15 protein-coding genes and 1 pseudogene are annotated in these 16,043 nt (G+C 61.5%); 12 read left to right on the top strand and 4 right to left on the bottom strand.

All coding sequences use genetic code 11. The annotated features are described in order from the left end of the window. The 4 genes and pseudogenes from HYI44_RS10905 to HYI44_RS10890 all read left to right on the top strand — a co-directional run. Nucleotides 1-245, top strand: a pseudogene (locus HYI44_RS10905) (MaoC/PaaZ C-terminal domain-containing protein); the annotation flags it as partial. A 304-nt stretch (nucleotides 246-549) separates the two neighbouring features. Then, on the top strand, nucleotides 550-2,199 hold the full coding sequence (locus HYI44_RS10900; RefSeq protein WP_225569403.1) for a collagen-like triple helix repeat-containing protein: 1,650 nt from the start codon (nucleotides 550-552) through the stop codon (nucleotides 2,197-2,199). A gap of 139 nt (nucleotides 2,200-2,338) precedes the next feature. Continuing rightward, nucleotides 2,339-4,009: a ShlB/FhaC/HecB family hemolysin secretion/activation protein gene (locus HYI44_RS10895; RefSeq protein ID WP_225569402.1), complete on the top strand. Its 1,671-nt coding sequence runs from the start codon at nucleotides 2,339-2,341 to the stop codon at nucleotides 4,007-4,009. 1,642 nt (nucleotides 4,010-5,651) lie between these two features. Then, on the top strand, nucleotides 5,652-5,972 hold the full coding sequence (locus HYI44_RS10890) for a DUF6124 family protein (protein WP_225569401.1): 321 nt from the start codon (nucleotides 5,652-5,654) through the stop codon (nucleotides 5,970-5,972). Between the two features lie 165 nt (nucleotides 5,973-6,137). Here HYI44_RS10890 and HYI44_RS10885 read toward each other — a convergent pair whose 3' ends face one another. Continuing rightward, nucleotides 6,138-6,551 carry a response regulator gene (locus tag HYI44_RS10885; protein WP_225569400.1) on the bottom strand — a complete coding sequence of 138 codons (414 nt, stop codon included), beginning with the start codon at nucleotides 6,549-6,551 and terminating at the stop codon, nucleotides 6,138-6,140. Nucleotides 6,552-6,615: 64 nt separating this feature from the next. Continuing rightward, nucleotides 6,616-6,813, bottom strand: a complete 198-nt coding sequence (locus HYI44_RS10880; RefSeq protein WP_225569399.1) for a Flp family type IVb pilin — start codon at nucleotides 6,811-6,813, stop codon at nucleotides 6,616-6,618. 332 nt (nucleotides 6,814-7,145) lie between these two features. Here HYI44_RS10880 and cpaB point away from each other — a divergent pair, with 332 nt between their 5' ends. Genes cpaB through HYI44_RS10840 form a run of 8 tightly spaced genes read left to right on the top strand, consistent with a single transcriptional unit; the run spans nucleotide 7,146 to nucleotide 14,580 of the window. Beyond that, on the top strand, nucleotides 7,146-8,090 hold the full coding sequence (gene cpaB, locus HYI44_RS10875; protein WP_225569398.1) for a Flp pilus assembly protein CpaB: 945 nt from the start codon (nucleotides 7,146-7,148) through the stop codon (nucleotides 8,088-8,090). Nucleotides 8,091-8,125: 35 nt separating this feature from the next. Next, nucleotides 8,126-9,325, top strand: coding sequence for a type II and III secretion system protein family protein (locus HYI44_RS10870; RefSeq protein ID WP_412548482.1), 1,200 nt, complete (start codon nucleotides 8,126-8,128; stop codon nucleotides 9,323-9,325). Further along, on the top strand, nucleotides 9,322-10,512 hold the full coding sequence (locus HYI44_RS10865; protein WP_122841639.1) for an AAA family ATPase: 1,191 nt from the start codon (nucleotides 9,322-9,324) through the stop codon (nucleotides 10,510-10,512). Before HYI44_RS10870 ends, HYI44_RS10865 begins: the two co-directional genes overlap by 4 nt. Further along, nucleotides 10,509-11,783, top strand: a complete 1,275-nt coding sequence (locus HYI44_RS10860) for a CpaF family protein (RefSeq protein WP_122841638.1) — start codon at nucleotides 10,509-10,511, stop codon at nucleotides 11,781-11,783. The genes HYI44_RS10865 and HYI44_RS10860 overlap by 4 nt, the downstream gene beginning before the upstream one ends. A gap of 13 nt (nucleotides 11,784-11,796) precedes the next feature. Further along, complete coding sequence (locus HYI44_RS10855) at nucleotides 11,797-12,681, top strand: type II secretion system F family protein (protein ID WP_225569396.1); 885 nt, start codon at nucleotides 11,797-11,799, stop codon at nucleotides 12,679-12,681. A 1-nt stretch (nucleotide 12,682) separates the two neighbouring features. Then, nucleotides 12,683-13,573 carry a type II secretion system F family protein gene (locus HYI44_RS10850; protein WP_225569395.1) on the top strand — a complete coding sequence of 297 codons (891 nt, stop codon included), beginning with the start codon at nucleotides 12,683-12,685 and terminating at the stop codon, nucleotides 13,571-13,573. Between the two features lie 24 nt (nucleotides 13,574-13,597). Further along, a complete protein-coding gene (locus HYI44_RS10845; RefSeq protein WP_225569394.1) occupies nucleotides 13,598-14,308 on the top strand; it encodes a tetratricopeptide repeat protein in 711 nt (236 codons plus the stop codon). Between the two features lie 11 nt (nucleotides 14,309-14,319). Continuing rightward, a complete protein-coding gene (locus HYI44_RS10840; protein ID WP_225569393.1) occupies nucleotides 14,320-14,580 on the top strand; it encodes a DUF3613 domain-containing protein in 261 nt (86 codons plus the stop codon). A gap of 73 nt (nucleotides 14,581-14,653) precedes the next feature. Here HYI44_RS10840 and HYI44_RS10835 read toward each other — a convergent pair whose 3' ends face one another. Beyond that, a complete protein-coding gene (locus HYI44_RS10835; RefSeq protein ID WP_225569392.1) occupies nucleotides 14,654-15,445 on the bottom strand; it encodes a response regulator in 792 nt (263 codons plus the stop codon). 118 nt (nucleotides 15,446-15,563) lie between these two features. Further along, nucleotides 15,564-16,034: a prepilin peptidase gene (locus HYI44_RS10830; protein WP_225569391.1), complete on the bottom strand. Its 471-nt coding sequence runs from the start codon at nucleotides 16,032-16,034 to the stop codon at nucleotides 15,564-15,566. Nucleotides 16,035-16,043 lie beyond the last annotated feature (9 nt).

Below are 16,043 nucleotides of genomic sequence, written 5' to 3'. Positions count from 1 at the left end.
CCAAGCTGTTCGGCTTCCCCACTGCGATCGCCCATGGGTTGTGGAACAAGGCCAGGACCCTGGCGGCGCTCGCCGATCATTTGCCCGCGGCCAATGTGGACATTGCCGTGCAATTCCTGAAGCCTGTGCGATTGCCCAGTGAAGTGACGCTGATGGCCAGTGCGGCAGGATCGAGCGGGGACTTTCAACTGCTGGGGGCGGGTGACCTGGAGCATATGGTGGGGCATTGGGCGCCGATTGCTTGAGGCGCGTTGGAGATGGCCATTGTCGGAACGCCGCCCGGAGCAAGCTTTGCTCGCGCGCAGTGATTCAAATTGTATATATATCCAAAGTTCATGAACCCATCCGAACTCTAGTAAGTCATTGATTTAGAACATAACTCTTTTATCTATCAGCCCCCTTACACAAGGCGTTAATACCAACTGGAGAATGGTGTTGGCGCCCCCTTGCGACTGTCATGTCTACAACGGACGAAGGCATTGCCGGCAACAGAAACCGGCAAGCCATCGAAGACAGCGAACGTTGTAACAGGTGCAAGGAATACCACTCATGAAGACCCAAGTTTGGTGCAAATCAGCAATCGCCATGGCGCTCGCCCTGTCCCTCGGACTGACCGGCTGCAGCAGTGGCGGCGGCGGTCATCACAGCAGCTCCGACAGCTCATCCCCCGACAGCACTGCAGACGCGGGAACAGGCGGTTCCGGGGACTCGGGCGGAACAGGCGCAGGTGGAACCGGTGGCGCAGGTGACGGCACCGCAGGCACTGGCGGAACGGGGGGAACTGGCGGCACCGGTGGCGACAACACTGCGGGCACCGGTGGCACCGGAGGCACAGGCGGTACCGGTGGCACTGGCGGCGGCACCACTGACCCGACCAACCCGACCAACCCCACAGATCCGACTGACCCCACCAATCCAACCAACCCGGGCGTCACTCCGCTGGTGACCACCACCCTGGTCCAGGACGTCGGCAAAACCGTCAGTGGCGTAGGCGATGGCGTCGGCCAGGTCGGCGACAGCCTGGGCACCGTGCCCGTGGTCGGCGGTGTGGTGCAAAGTGCAGTCAACACCACCGGCAATGTCGTCAGCACCCTGGGTGATGGCGTCGCCAACGGCATCGGCAAGCTGGACACCGACCCCAATGGGCTGGGCGTCACGGCGGCATCGGTGGGCGGCGTGGTGCAGGATGTCGGCAATGGCGTCTCAGACGTCAGCGGCAAACTCGCCACGGCCACCAGCAGCATTCCTGTGGTGGGCGGGGTCGTGACCAAAGTCGCCCCCGTACTGGACGGCGTTGGCGAAAAAGTCACCATGCTCGGCGATACCCTGAGCACTGCCACCACCACCGGCCCCTTGGGGACCGTGACCAAGGAAGTCGGCAGCAAACTCGTTCCGGTGATTGCCATGGTCGAGACCACCACGGACAAGATTGGCGACGCCACCGGGCTCGGTGATCCACTCAAGGGCCTGGTGAACAAAGTCGGCAACACCGTGAATGGCGTGGGCGACAAAGTTACCTTGGCCGGTAACGGCAATGCCCTGACCAACACCGTCGGCGGCGCACTCAGCAACACCGGCACGGCGGTCGGCAAAGCCGGCGGGCTGGTATCCAATGGCACGGGTTCAGGCGCGGGTGGCGGCCTGGGTGGAGGTCTGGGTGGCGCCTTGGGCGGCACAGGTCTGTTGCAGACCGTCGGCGGCGCGGTGGTCAATGTTGGCAGCGGGCTCAACGCTGGCAGCACCAGTGGCGTGGTCAGTGCAGGCGGTGTAACGGCCGGGGCAGCGGGCAATCTGGTTGCGTCGGTTAACACCGTACTGGGCGGCTCCGGCGTCGCCAATACGGCTGCTACCGCGCCCTTGGCGAACCTTGGCACCGCGGTTGGCGCTGGCCTGAATCCGGTCACTACCGCCGTCACTGGCCTGACCCAGAACGTCGGCGCAGCGACAGGCCTTGGGGCACCCGTCAACGGCCTGACCAATCAAGTGGGTGGTGCGGTCAGCAATCTGGGTACAGCGATCGCCACCAGCACGCCAAACCCGGTCGTGGCGGCGGTCGGCAACACGGTCACCACGGTGGGCAGCACCGTCGGTGCCGTTGGCGGCGTGGTGAACGGCGCGCCTGGCGAGGGCGGTGCCACCGGTGGTCTGGGTGGCTTGCTGGGCGGCCTCACCGGCAAGTTGAGCGGCAAGAACCGATAGTTTTTGCACCTGGCCGATTCGACGGCCTTATCTACAGCGCCTACGCTTGGTTGAAGGCGGAAGATTCGAAAGAGTCTTCCGCTTTTTCTTTGGAACATGATGATCCAGGCGAAGTTGTAACTTGAACATGGAGTGTCCTATGCGCCTCTTGGCATCCTTGCTAGCTTTGACCGTCAGTACCTGCGCCCTTGCCGACACCCTTCCCAGCTTCCTCAACAGCAACGAAACCACGCGCAACCTGCCGGCCCCCAACCTGCCCGCCGATGCCTACCGACCCAGCACTGCGCCGCTCTCGGTGCCGGAACCCGGCGCCACCCAGGCCCAGCCGCTGATGATGAACACCCGAATCAAGCTCAGAACCGTGCAGATCGAAGGCGGAACCGTCTACCCTCTCAGCGAACTGGCCACGCTCTACCAGCCCCTGATCGGCCAGGAAACCAGCCTCGCCGACCTGATCGAAGCAACCCGCAGCATTACCCGCCGCTACCAGCAGGACGGTTACCTGCTGTCCTATGCCTTCCTGCCGCAACAGACATTCGACGATGGCGTGGCGCGGGTGGTATTGGTGGAAGGCTATATCAAGGATTACCAGCTGCAGGGCGACGTCGGACGGGTCAAGGGCCTGCTCGACAAGCTGGTGGCCAAGCTGCAGGCCGAACGCCCGCTGACGCGCAAGACCTTCGAGCGCTACACCACGCTCATGAGTCGAATCCCCGGGGTGACCTTGCAGGCGCAGGTGCCGCCACCGGGCACTACGGACGGTGCGGCCTACCTGGTCGCACAGGCGAGTCGCAAACCCTTCACCAGCACCCTGAGCGCTACGGAAAGCAGCCGCAACGGCACCCAGGCCCTGCTCGGCCTCAGCAGCAACTCCCAGACGTTCATGGGCGAGCAACTGAGCCTCAGCGGCCTGTTTCCACCAGGGGAAGATCACGAGCAGTATTATCGCCTGGACTACAACCAGTTTCTGGATGCCGAGGGCACGCAGCTGGCGCTCTCCGCCTCGCGCTACCGCGCCGATCCGGGCACCAACGTGCTGACCGATAATGGCCTGGAGCTCGAGCCACACCGGGAGAATGACCGTTACTCCATCGGCTTGAGCCACCCACTTATTGCGTCACCCAATGAACAGCTCAGCGTCAGCTCAAGGGTGTACGCGGTCAATGACAAGACCCGCTACAAGGTGGTCGGGTTTCCACTGAGCGTCGACATCAACAGCGACGTACGCGCCCTCGCTTTTGAAGGCGATTGGCGCAAGGCCGATGCCAAGCAATTGCGGATCCTCAGTGGCGGGGTTTATCAGGGCATCGATGGCATGGGGGCCGACACCAACAACACCGACCTCGACCTGGACTTCTTCCGCCTGCGTTTATCCGGGGTGCAGAGCGACCGGTTTTTCGACAATTGGCAGGGGGTGCTTTCTGCCGCGCTCTACTGGAGTGACGACACCCTGCCCGACAGCGAACGCGCGGTATTCGGCGGGCAGAATTTCGGCCGCGGCTACCCCGACGATCAGGCATCGGGCGACAAGGGTTGGGGCGTGGCGTACGAGGTCAACTACAGCTTCAACCGCGACTGGCGCTGGGTAAAAATCCTGCAACCCTACGTCGTCCTGGATCGCTCGAAGACCTGGTTCAACAAGCTGCCGGTGCAGGGCAACAATCTGTCCTCGGGCGCCATCGGGTTGCGGTTTGGCGATGCCAAGTACTACAACATCGCCCTGGAAGCCGCCAAGCCGATGTCCGAGCAAGCACTGGATACCTTCAACCGCAAGCCGCGCTACAGCATCAGTTTCAGTTACCAGCTTTGAGTCATGGACCGGTTTGCTGGTGATGGCGACGGTGAACGATTGCCAGAAGGACGGTGGCCTATACGAACCCACTGTAGGAGCGAGCTCGCTCGCGATGAGCCCGGGAACGCCGCGGGCATGTCAGGCTGCCAGCGTTATCGTTCACGACCATCGCGAGCAAGCTCGCTCCTACAGTTGACCGAGGTGGGCTGAGGAGATGAGTGCACGTCCTGCATCTCAGAGTGGGTTGGGGATCATTCCAACAGGTTGTATCCCGGACCCACTGTAGGAGCGAGCTTGCTCGCGATGAGCCCGGGAACGCCGCAGGCATGTCAGGTTGTCAGCGTTATCGTTCACGACCATCGCGAGCAAGCTCGCTCCTACAGTTGACCGAGGTGGGCTGAGGAGATGAGTGCACGTCCTGCATCTCAGAGTGGGTTGGGGACAATTCCAACAGGTTGTATCCCGGACCCACTGTAGGAGCGAGCTTGCTCGCGATGAACCCGGGAACGCCGCGGGCATGTCAGGCTGTCAGCGTTATCGTTCACGACCATCGCGAGCAAGCTCGCTCCTACAGTTGACCGAGGTGGGCTGAGGAGATGAGTGCACGTCCTGCATCTCAGAGTGGGTTGGGGACAATTCCAACAGGTTGTATCCCGGACCCACTGTAGGAGCGAGCTTGCTCGCGATGAACACGGGAACGCCGCGGGCATGTCAGGCTGTCAGCGTTATCGTTCACGACCATCGCGAGCAAGCTCGCTCCTACAGTTGACCGAGGTGGGCTGAGGAGATGAGTGCACGTCCTGCATCTCAGAGTGGGTTGGGGACAATTCCAACAGGTTGTATCCCGGACCCACTGTAGGAGCGAGCTTGCTCGCGATGAACACGGGAACGCCGCGGGCATGTCAGGCTGTCAGCGTTATCGTTCACGACCATCGCGAGCAAGCTCGCTCCTACAGTTGACCGAGGTGGGCTGAGGAGATGAGTGCACGTCCTGCATCTCAGAGTGGGTTGGGGACAATTCCAACAGGTTGTATCCCGGACCCACTGTAGGAGCGAGCTTGCTCGCGATGAACACGGGAACGCCGCGGGCATGTCAGGCTGTCAGCGTTATCGTTCACGACCATCGCGAGCAAGCTCGCTCCTACAGTTGACCGAGGTGGGCTGAGGAGATGAGTGCACGTCCTGCATCTCAGAGTGGGTTGGGGACAATTCCAACAGGTTGTATCCCGGACCCACTGTAGGAGCGAGCTTGCTCGCGATGAACACGGGAACGCCGCGGGCATGTCAGGCTGTCAGCGTTATCGTTCACGACCATCGCGAGCAAGCTCGCTCCTACAGTTGACCGAGGTGCCGCTGAGGAAATAAGTGCACGTCCTGCATACCCAGAGTGGGCTGGGGAAAATTCCTACACGTTGTGTCGGTTGTTGTTTCGGAAGCGGGGAATGTACGCTTTGGGTGTCGCTGCAAATTCAGCGAACGGGTTTGGTCGCCCGGGTTTAGAATGGCGCACTTTTAGTGCTTGCTTCATGGCGAGCTGTGCGTGGGAGGGCTTCGGCCCTGCCGGGTTCCATTCCCTGGTCGACCAACCTGCGTACGGTTTGCCACCCACCTGCTTGGTCGCAGTCGTGGCGAACTCCTTGTCCTCGAATGGAGTTTCACAATGATCAATCACAGCCCCAATCCCCCCGAATCAAACACCCCCGCCGAATCCGAAGGCACCCTCGACTCCCCATCCCTCGCCGACATCAAATGCGCCCCACGCACGCCCTGCAGCCTGTTCAGCGTGGACCCTGGCGCCTCAACTGAAACCCTGGTGACGTATCTGGTGGAGACCCTGGCCTCGGTTGATGTGATGGTCCATCACCTGGTGGATCACCTGGACGGCGAGTCGCGCAATGCGCTGCTGGGTATTTCGAACACCATCATGCTGGCGGAGATCACAGCGAACCGCGTACTGGATCAAATCGACACGCCGACGTAGAAGCCAAACGATCCCCCGGTAGGAGCTGCCGAAGGCTGCGATCTTTTGATCTTGGCGATCTGCAGGAATCAAGATCATCTGCAGATCAAGATCAAAAGATCGCAGCCTGCGGCAGCTCCTACGGGATCGGGTGCTGGTGGCATGAATCGGCAGGACCGGGTTTGTTCAGCCGGAGGTCACTTGGGCCAGGGGCTGCGGGAACAGGTTGTTCAGCGTTTCCAGCAATCGCACGTGATAGATCGGCTTGCGAAACAGGTCGAGCACTTGCAGGCGCAGCATGTCGCTGACGTCCTCCATGTCCGCGTGCCCGGACGTGACGATCACCGGCAGATGCTGACGCGAGGTGTGCTCGCGCAACCGCTTGATCAGCGACATGCCGCTCTCCTCCGGCATGCGCAGATCGGTGATTACCAAGGCGATATCGGGATGCCGGGTAAGGTGATGCAGGGCGAGTTTGACCGACGTTGCCGTGAAGCAACAAAAGCCCTCGCCCTCCAGCAGTTCGGCAAGTTCCAGCAGCGCGTCTTCTTCGTCGTCGACCAAGAGCAACTGCTGGCGTGGGGGTGAAGGTACTGTCATGTGGCGTTCCGAAACCGATGAACCAGGTTGAAAGACAGTAGCCTATAAACCAGGCAATGGCAGGCTATGGAACAACCTTATCTCTATCGACAAGTGCAGTCTTCAGACCTTCAAAGATTTCTTTAACCTCTGTGCTGATGGGCGAAATAAACGCCACAACCACAGCCGCCACCATCGCCGCCACAATCGCATATTCGATCGCCGAAGCCCCTTCAGTGCTTTCAAAAAACACGCGAGCTTTCACATACAGTTTAAGAAACATCTGACAACTCCTTGGGCCCCAGGGCACCGGTATCACGGACCGAGACATGATTGCTCCGTGCCACCAGAGCATTGTCAACAAACCGCCCTGCGGCAACTGTAAGAACGGTTTAATTACAAAGTATTAGTACTTTCTAATGCACCCAAAAAAAACCTGCCATCTCGGCCACTTCTTAAATTTTTGACAGCTATTTTCATTGTGGTTAATGGCATTTCGCTTTACCTGCGCTACCGTCAAATAGCGAAATCGTTGAATGTTCATAGCTGCTTAAGCACGCATTTACCCCGTCTGGATATGGGCCAAGTCTTGCAGCAGGAAAAGGAGAGCCCGTCATGAACAGTCGCGTCACCATGGGTCTTGCAGGGATGTTGCTAGTGGGCGCAGTGGTCGCCGGCTACTGGGGTTTGATGCTCAGTCGCGCGCCTGCTGCCCAACCGGTCGAGACTCCCACCGCCGTTGCCGCCATCGAAAAAACCGTCGCCTCTGCCGAAGACCAGACCCGCCAGTCGGTGGTCGTGGTGGTACGCGATGTGGCGCCATTCACGCCATTGACCGCTGCCGACCTCGCCGTGGAAAAACTGCGCAGCGCACCGGCCGGTAGCCTGGGCAACATCGACCAGGCGGTCGGGCGTACGCCGTGGCGCACACTCACCGCCGGCACCTGGCTGAGTGAGGACAGCTTTGAAAGCGGTGGTGCCGTGGCACGCATGATTCGCAGTGACGAGCGCGCACTCGCCGTCGCCGTCGATGAAGTGATCGGTGCCGCAGGGCAACTGACACCGGGTGACTATGTTGATGTGCTGCTGTACTTGCGCCAGGACGAGAGCAACCGGCAACAGTCGGCACAGATCGTCATCCCGGCCATGCGCGTGCTCGGGGTCGGCGACCAGCTCGGCCTGACCAACGACGGCAAGCCTGCCACCCCGCCCCTGAACGCCGAAGAAAAGATCAAGCAGGATCAGCGCCGCATCGCCGCCCGCACCGTACTGCTGGCCGTGCCGGCGCCGTTGCTCGGCCGGCTGATGCTGGCGACTCAGGTGGGCACCCTACGCCTGGCGGTACGCAGCGCCGAGGAGCAGCGCCTGGCCCGCTACTGGGCTGGCGAAAGCGACGCGCCCGGCAATCTCGATGCGGCCAACAGCGGCCTGTTCCAGTTCACCCAACTGGCCCTGGGCGGCGCGCCGAAAACACCCGTCAGCAGCCCCGTACGCACTGCCGTCGCACGGCCTGGGGTGGAAGTCATTCGTGGTAACCAGATCACCCAACAAACTCCCTGATCGAGCAAGGATGCAGTGCTATGCCCAGTCGTTCCATGCCGATACTTTGCCCGCTGTTCGCTTTCCTGGTGTTGATCGCAGCTGACACCAGCCTTGCCGCCTCCAGCAATTGCACGGCCTTGAGCCCGCTACCCAGCGTTCTGGAAGTCGGCGAAGGCTTGCAGCAGGAGCTGCAATCTCCGGTTGCGATCACGCGCCTGGCCGTCGGCGACCCGAAGATCGCCGACGTTCGCACCACCGGCGCCAGCGGCTTCCTGCTCACGGGGATGGCACCCGGCGCGACCAGCCTGATGGTCTGGACAGCGTGCTCGACCACACCGCGCCAGACCATGGTGTTCGTCCAGGGCAAGGCCACCGCCGCACTGACCGGCGTCGCCCTGTCGTCCGAGGAGCCGCTGCTGCCTTCCCAGGTGCAGACCGACATCCGCTTCGTCGAAGTCAGCCGATCCAAACTGAAGGAGGCCTCGACCTCGGTTTTCGGTACCCGTGGCAACTTCCTGTTTGGCGCGCCCCGCACCCTGCCGACCATCGACGGCGTGGTGCAGCCGCGACTGCCGGTGAATAACGATCAGTTCAATATTTCGTGGATTGGCGGCAAGACCATGGTGATGATCAACGCCCTGGAAGGCAGCGGTTTCGCCTATACCCTGGCACGTCCCAGCCTGGTGGCGCTGAGCGGGCAAAGCGCGAGTTTCCTGGCCGGCGGCGAAATCCCCATCCCGGTGCCCAGCTCCGGCAGTGACAACGTCTCGATCGAGTACAAGGAATTCGGCATCCGCCTGACGCTGACCCCGACCATCATCGGCAGCAATCGCATCGCCCTGAAAGTTGCGCCGGAAGTCAGCGAGCTGGACTACAGCAACGGCGTCAACATCGCAGGCACCGTAGTCCCGGCGCTGACGGTGCGCCGCACCGACACCAGCATTTCTTTGGCCGATGGCGAAAGTTTTGTCATCAGCGGCCTGATCAGCACCCGCAACAGCTCCCAGGTGAACAAGTTTCCGGGGCTTGGCGACATCCCCATCCTGGGTGCGTTTTTCCGCGACCAGAACATCAATCGCGAAGAACGCGAGCTGCTGATGATCGTCACCCCGCACCTGGTGCAGCCACTGGCGGCGAACGCGCAATTGCCCTCGTTGCCCGGGGAAAAGTTGCGCAACTACGATCCGAATTTCTACCGCATGTACTTCCTTGAAAACGGCAACTTCGATAAACGCAGCGGGTTATCGCAATGAGCCAGAGCCTGAGCCAGACCTTTCTCGCGATTACGCGCAACGACACTGACCTGGAGTGGCTGCAGGGCGCCCTGGCACCCTTGGGCCAGGTGGTCAGCGCCGGTGGCGGCAGCCTTGACGAACTGCTGGCACTGGTGGATGTGACGTTCGCCAGCCTGGTGTTCATCGGCCTGGACCGCGACCACGTGGTGGCCCAGAGCGCGCTGATCGAAGGTGCCCTGGAAGCCAAGCCGATGCTGGCGATCGTCGCGCTGGGCGATGGCATGGACAATCAACTGGTGCTCAACGCCATGCGCGCAGGGGCCCGGGATTTCGTCGCGTACGGCTCGCGCTCCAGTGAGGTCGCAGGCCTGGTGCGGCGCCTGAGCAAGCGCCTGCCCCCTGTGACGCCCAACAATCACCTGGGCGGCCTTACGGTGCTGTACAGCGTGCAGAGCAATGCCGATGGCGCCTTGCTGTCCACCCATCTCGCGCAAGTGGTGCAGAAGAGCGGGCAACAAACCCTGTTGCTGGACCTCGGATTGCCCCGGGGTGACAGCCTGGCCTTGCTGGGCCTGGAGAGCTCGTTTCACTTCGGTGATGCCCTGCGGCACTTGCGACGCCTGGACGCCACGTTGATCGACAGCGCGTTCAGTCGCTGCGAGGGCGGCTTGCGGATCCTCGCCTATGCCAGTACCGATGAACCACTGGAACACACCAGTGCGGCCGAGCTGTACATGCTGCTCAGCGCGCTGCGTCATCACTTCCAGCACATTGTGGTGAACCTCACCGGGCAGCAGGACAGCGAGGCGCTGCGAACCTTTGTCAGCCACTGCGACAAGTTGCTGTGGTACACCGACCAGAACGTGCTCGACTGCCGGCGCAACCTGGCGATCCTCAATTTCTGGCGCGAAAAAGGCATGAAGCTGGAGCACTCCCGGCTGCTGGTGGACCGCTACCTGCGCGACGTCACACCCGACGCCGAGACCTTGGGTAAAAGCTTCGGCATGGAGGTCATCGCGACGCTCGCCAACAGCCCGCAGGTGCGACTCAACGCCAAGAACCAGGGCGTGTCGCTGTTCGAACTCGCCCCGCGGGAAACCTTGACCCAGGGCCTGCGCACCCTCGGCGAACGCCTGGCGAAACGCTCCGAAGGCATCGTCAAACCCAAGGCCGGTTGGTTCGACCGCCTGCGGGGTGCGCAATGAACAGTGAAAAGCTGTTCGGCGCGCCAACCCGTGGCGCGGTCGGCAACACCGATCATGAAGGCCTCAAACTGGTATTGCACCGCTACATCATCGACGCCATCGAAGAGTCCGGAAAAAACCTGCTGGAGGGTACCCGGCAGGTGCTGTCGCAGTTTGTCATCGACAAGATCGCCGAGTACATCGCCCGCCTGCACCTGGCAATCTCCCGTTATGAAATGGAGCGCCTGGCCGAAGAGATCGTCGACGAACTCACCGGCTTCGGCCCCCTCGAAGTGCTGCTGCGCGACCCGGCGGTGACCGAGATCCTGGTCAACGGCCCGCACCGGGTATTTATCGAACGCGATGGCGTGCTGCATCAGAGCGACTTGCGTTTCATTGATGCTCACCATGTCGAACGCGTGATGCAGCGTATTCTCGCGCCCCTCGGGCGCAGGCTCGACGAGTCCTCGCCAATGGTCGATGCGCGCCTGCCCGATGGCAGCCGGGTCAACGCGATCATCCCGCCAATCGCCCTCGATGGCCCGTGCCTGTCGATTCGTAAATTTCGCAAGGACATGCTCAAGAGTTCGGACTTGATGGCGATGCAAACCATTGACCAGGCGATCTTCGATTTCATCCAGGAGGCTGTCGGCAAGCGCTGCAACATCCTGATCAGCGGCGGCACCGGCACGGGCAAGACCACCTTGCTGAATATTCTCAGTCAGCTGATTAACCCTCACGAACGCCTGGTGACTATCGAAGACGTCGCCGAACTGCAACTGGGCCACCCGCACGTGGTGCGCCTGGAAACCCGCCCGCCGAATGCCGAAGGCCACGGCGAAGTGAAGGCCAGCGACCTGATCCGCAACGCCCTGCGGATGCGTCCCGACCGGATCATCCTCGGCGAGATCCGTGGCGTCGAAGTGGTCGACGTACTCACTGCCATGAATACCGGTCACGATGGCTCGATGAGTACCGTGCACGCCAACAACGCGCAGGATGCGTTGCTGCGCCTGGAGACCCTGGTGGGCCTGACCGGCCGCAGCATCGCCGAGCGTACCTTGCGGCAGATGATCTGCGCCGCGCTGGATGTGGTGATCCAGTTGACGCGCATGCCCGACGGACGCCGCTGCGTCAGCGAAGTCGTGGAAGTGGTGGGGATCCGCGACGACGTGTACGTCACCAATACCCTGTTCCGGCTTGATCGACGCACCGGTTTCGGCTTTCTGCGCGAGGCGGTCAACCCCGCCGGCGACAAGCTGCGCCGCGAGTCGTTCGGCGACCTTCACTGACCGCGAGGCGCACATGATCGGACCTCTGTTGCTGTGCCTGGTGTGCCTGTTGCTGCTGACCTTTTCCGTACGCCTGTTCTACCAGGGCGTGCGCAAATCCGGCAGCGAAAGGATCCTGGAACGCCTCGGCCAGGGGCAGCCGGAAGGGCTACCGGAAAAAACTCGCTGGACGGGCCTGGAGCGGGCATTCCTGCGCGCAGGCCTGGGGCGCCCCACGGACCGCCTGGGTATCTGGCTGGCGCTGTGGGTGGTGTCGATGCTGATGGGTTCTGCCGTCGCCAGCTGGGCCGGTTTCCTGCTGTTGCTGGTGGTGCCACCGTTGGCGCTGCGGGTGTATGTGTCCTGGCGCTACCGCCGGCGGATCCACCGGATCGTCGAGCAGTTACCCCAGATGCTGGACCACACGGTACGCAGCCTGAAGTCCGGTCGTACCCTGGCGGACGCGGTGATGGGCGCGATCGACGCCAGCGAGGATCCATTAAAAACCGCCATGGGCAGGGTTCAACGCAACGTTCAGTTGGGCGTAAACCTGCCCGACGCCGTGAATGACTTTGCCGAGCTGTATGAGCAGGACGAACTGCGCATGTTCGCCCTGGGCCTGAAGGTCAATCACCGCTATGGCGGCAACGCCAGCGAGCTGCTGGAGAACCTGATCAAACTGATTCGCGAGCGCGACCAGGGGGCTCGCCAGTTGCGTGCACTGACGGGTGAAACCCGCATGACCGCCTGGGTCCTGGGTTCGCTGCCGCTGATCCTGGTGAGCTATTTCATGATGAGTAATCCCGGCTACATGCTGGGGATGTGGAACGACGAGGGTGGACGGCAGATGCTGATCATCGCCGTGTGCCTGCAAGTCACCGGTTGCCTGGCGCTGTGGCGCATGTTGCGGAGCGTGTGAAATGGCCGTCGCGATGATTGTCAGCTCGTTGTTGCTGCTGGGCGCCGTGTTATTGATGTTCGCCAGCCTGCTCGAGCGCCACCGCCGTGAACGCCAGGTCAGCCAGCGCCTGCAGGGGCAGATGGTGCGGGACAACCGCCTGGGCACCTGGCTGCGCGCCGTAGGCGACAGCAAGGTGGGGCAACGCAGCGTCAGTCTCGACAACGAAACCCAGGTGTTGCTCAACCGCGTGGGATGGCGCCGCGCCCGCCAGCGCTCGATGTTTGCCGCGCTGCAAATCGGCACGCCGTTCGTGGTAGTGGGCCTGGTGATCGTGCTGCAAACGCTGTTCTATCCACAGGCCAGCAACCACTGGATAGCGCCATTCTTTGCCTTGGCCATTGGCTACCTGCTGCCCAAGCGCCTGCTGGCCTACGCGGCCAAGCGCCGGCAAAAACAGATCGCTGTAGAAATCTCCACGCTTATTCCCTTGCTGCGCATTCTGTTCGAGTCGGGGATGGCCGTTGAGCAGGCCCTGCGGGTTTTAAGCGTCGAAGCCCAGCGGCTGTTGCCGCAGACCACCCAGGAGCTGAGTCTGATTCTGGCCCGGGTCGACTCCGGCCTGGAGCTGGGACAGGAGCTGAACAAGGCGGCCAATGTGCTGGCGATCGACGAGTTCACCGACACCTGCGTGATCTTGCAGCAACTGATCCAGCAGGGCGGCGGTGCGATGAAGTCGCTGCTGGCGCTCAAGCAGCTGCTCGACGACCGGCGCCTGACCAACTTGCAGGAATACATCTCGAAGATGTCGGCGAAGATGTCGGTGGTGATGATGCTGTTTCTGTTTCCTGCGCTGTTGATCGTGTTGGCCGGGCCTGGGTTTACCGCGATTGCCCGGGCGTTCTCGTCCTGATTCAGGCTCTTGAAGAGGTTACTTATGAAAGCACTGATAGCGGTGATGAGCCTGCTGATGTTGAGCGGATGCGCCACCAACGGCCAAGCGCCCTGGTCCGCCCTGACGACCTCCGCCAGTTGCGCCAAACCCAGCGCCGATCAGGAGCTGGCGCTGAACCTGGCCGATGACATGGCCAAGGACGGCAAGCTGCACGCCAGCCTCGCCAACCTGCAGAGCCTGCCGGACAACCTGGCGGATGTACGCCTGCGCAAGGCCCGGGTCTATCGCCTGCTGGGGCGCAGCGACGCCGAACCCTTGTACCGTAGCCTGCTGGGCAGCTGCCGCGCCGCCGAAGCCGAACACGGTCTCGGCCAACTCGCCGCAGGTCGGGGTGACAACGGCCAGGCCCAGGCGCATCTGCAGCGGGCCGCACGACTGGCGCCGACTGACGAAAGAATCCGCAATGACCTGGGCGTGGTCTACATGAACCAGCTGCGCCTGGACGACGCACGCTTCGAGTTCCTGACCGCAATCGAGCTCAAGCAGAGCGATCAACTGGCGGCGGTGAACCTGGTGGCATTGTTGATCTATCAGGACAACTGGCAACAGGCTGGTGAACTCGTCAGCCGCGCTGGCTTGAGCCCGGAACAATTCGGCGACGCCAAGGCCCGCGCCGAATCACTCAAGGCCCCCACCCCGCCACGGCCGTCCACCAGCGGCCAGGTGGCGGTTGTCACTGATGCGTTGAAGTAGAGGAGAACACCATGAAACTGACCATCCTGTGCTACCTGCCCCTGCTGAGCCTGCCAGCCTTGGCCCTCGACGCCGGCCCCTCGTCACCACAACAGCAGGAAACCGAAGGCTGGCTGGTTTTGCAGAGCCGAAACCAGGCGGCGTCCAACATCCCGCAAACGGCCACGGCGGCCGAGCGGGAACGGGCCATGACGCGGTTCCTGAAAAGTTTTGAGTACCCGATACCGGAGTTTTATGAGCAGGATGAGGGCGGTTCGCTGGAAGGGAATTGAGAGGCCTTCGAATACCTTATGCACGTCCGCGTAGGCGCTGCCGAAGGCAGCTCCTACGGTGGATTTGTTTCACTCAGTGGGCTGTGACTCTTTGGCGCAAACCTGAGTTGTTCGGGGACAACGCCAGTGCCAATTGCGTGCGATTGTGCATGTGGGTCAGACGCAAGACCTGCGACACATACAGCTTCACGGTGTTTTCGGTAATCCCCAACTCACAGGCAATCTGATAGTTGGTCTGCCCCTTGCCCACCAGCCGTGCCACGTCCAGCTGCCGAGGGGACAGCTGATTGAAAATCGACGGTATCTGCAGCCGGTCCGGGTCAATGAAAGTATCGTCCGAGGCCTCTGCTCCACCACGGGGTGACGGACTGCGCCGTACCTTGTCCAGGTCCTGATACAGATCATCGATGGACTCGGAAAGGAACTGCAGCTTCTGATTCAAATGCCCCAGCTGCAGACTCTTTTGCCGCTCCTGTAACGCCACTTCCTGGCGGCGCAAACCGTTCAGCAATTCATCCAGGTCGATGGGTTTCTGATAGTAGTCGGCAAAGCCTGCGCGCAACGCCTTGATCACGTCCTGCTTGTCCGCGCGCCCCGTCAACATGATGGCCTCGAACACCCGATGCTTGCCGGACAAGCGTTGCAACTCCTGAACCAGCTGAATGCCATCCATACCGGGCATGTGCAGGTCACACAGCACCAGGCCGACATCGGCGTCATCGGAAAAACGCTCGATCGCTTCCTGACTGGACCCACAGGGTACGCACTGATAACCACTGTTCTCGAGAAACTCGCCAAGTTCTTCCACGATCAACGGCTGATCATCAACGACAAGGACTTTTACTGCCGAGGTGAGCTTGTTCACGTGCTACTCCATGCCAACGCCAAAATCTGGCTATTCCTGTACTGACAGCCACGGGCTGTACAACTACGACTGATTTGAAAATAGACGTACTTTTCGACTCTGTACACACAACTGGCGACTAGCGGAGCCAGGCCAAAGTCAGCACCGCGCCTGCCAGTACGAACGGCGCAAATGGTTGTTTTTTTGACATTTGCGGGCCCATGTAGCGCAATTGCTCCCTAAGTGATTGACTCATATACAGCCAGAGTTTTGGCGAAATCAATAACCACAGCACGCTGGCCATTCCCGCGCCGATGATCGTGCCGAGAACGTGCATACCGTCCGTCGCAAGTGCCAAAGCTGTCACTAATTTCACATCACCGGCGCCCATCCGACCCATCCAGTAGCCCGGCAGCGTGAAGGCCAGCGCCAGCAGGAATGCCAGGCCGCCCTCCACGGCCTCGGCGCCCAGCCAGGTGCTCCCGGTCCACAGCAACCAGGCGAGCGCCACCGCGCCAGCGCCCAAGGTCAGGACATTGGCAATGTGTCGTTCTCGTGCATCCTGCGCGGCACACACCATCAGCCAGATGATCAGGAAAAAACTCTGCATGAGGTAAAA

Source organism: Pseudomonas sp. Y24-6 (assembly GCF_020295325.1).
GTDB lineage: Bacteria > Pseudomonadota > Gammaproteobacteria > Pseudomonadales > Pseudomonadaceae > Aquipseudomonas > Aquipseudomonas gregormendelii.
Note: the sequence above shows the minus strand (reverse complement) of the source record. Positions and strands in the feature narration are given on the sequence as shown.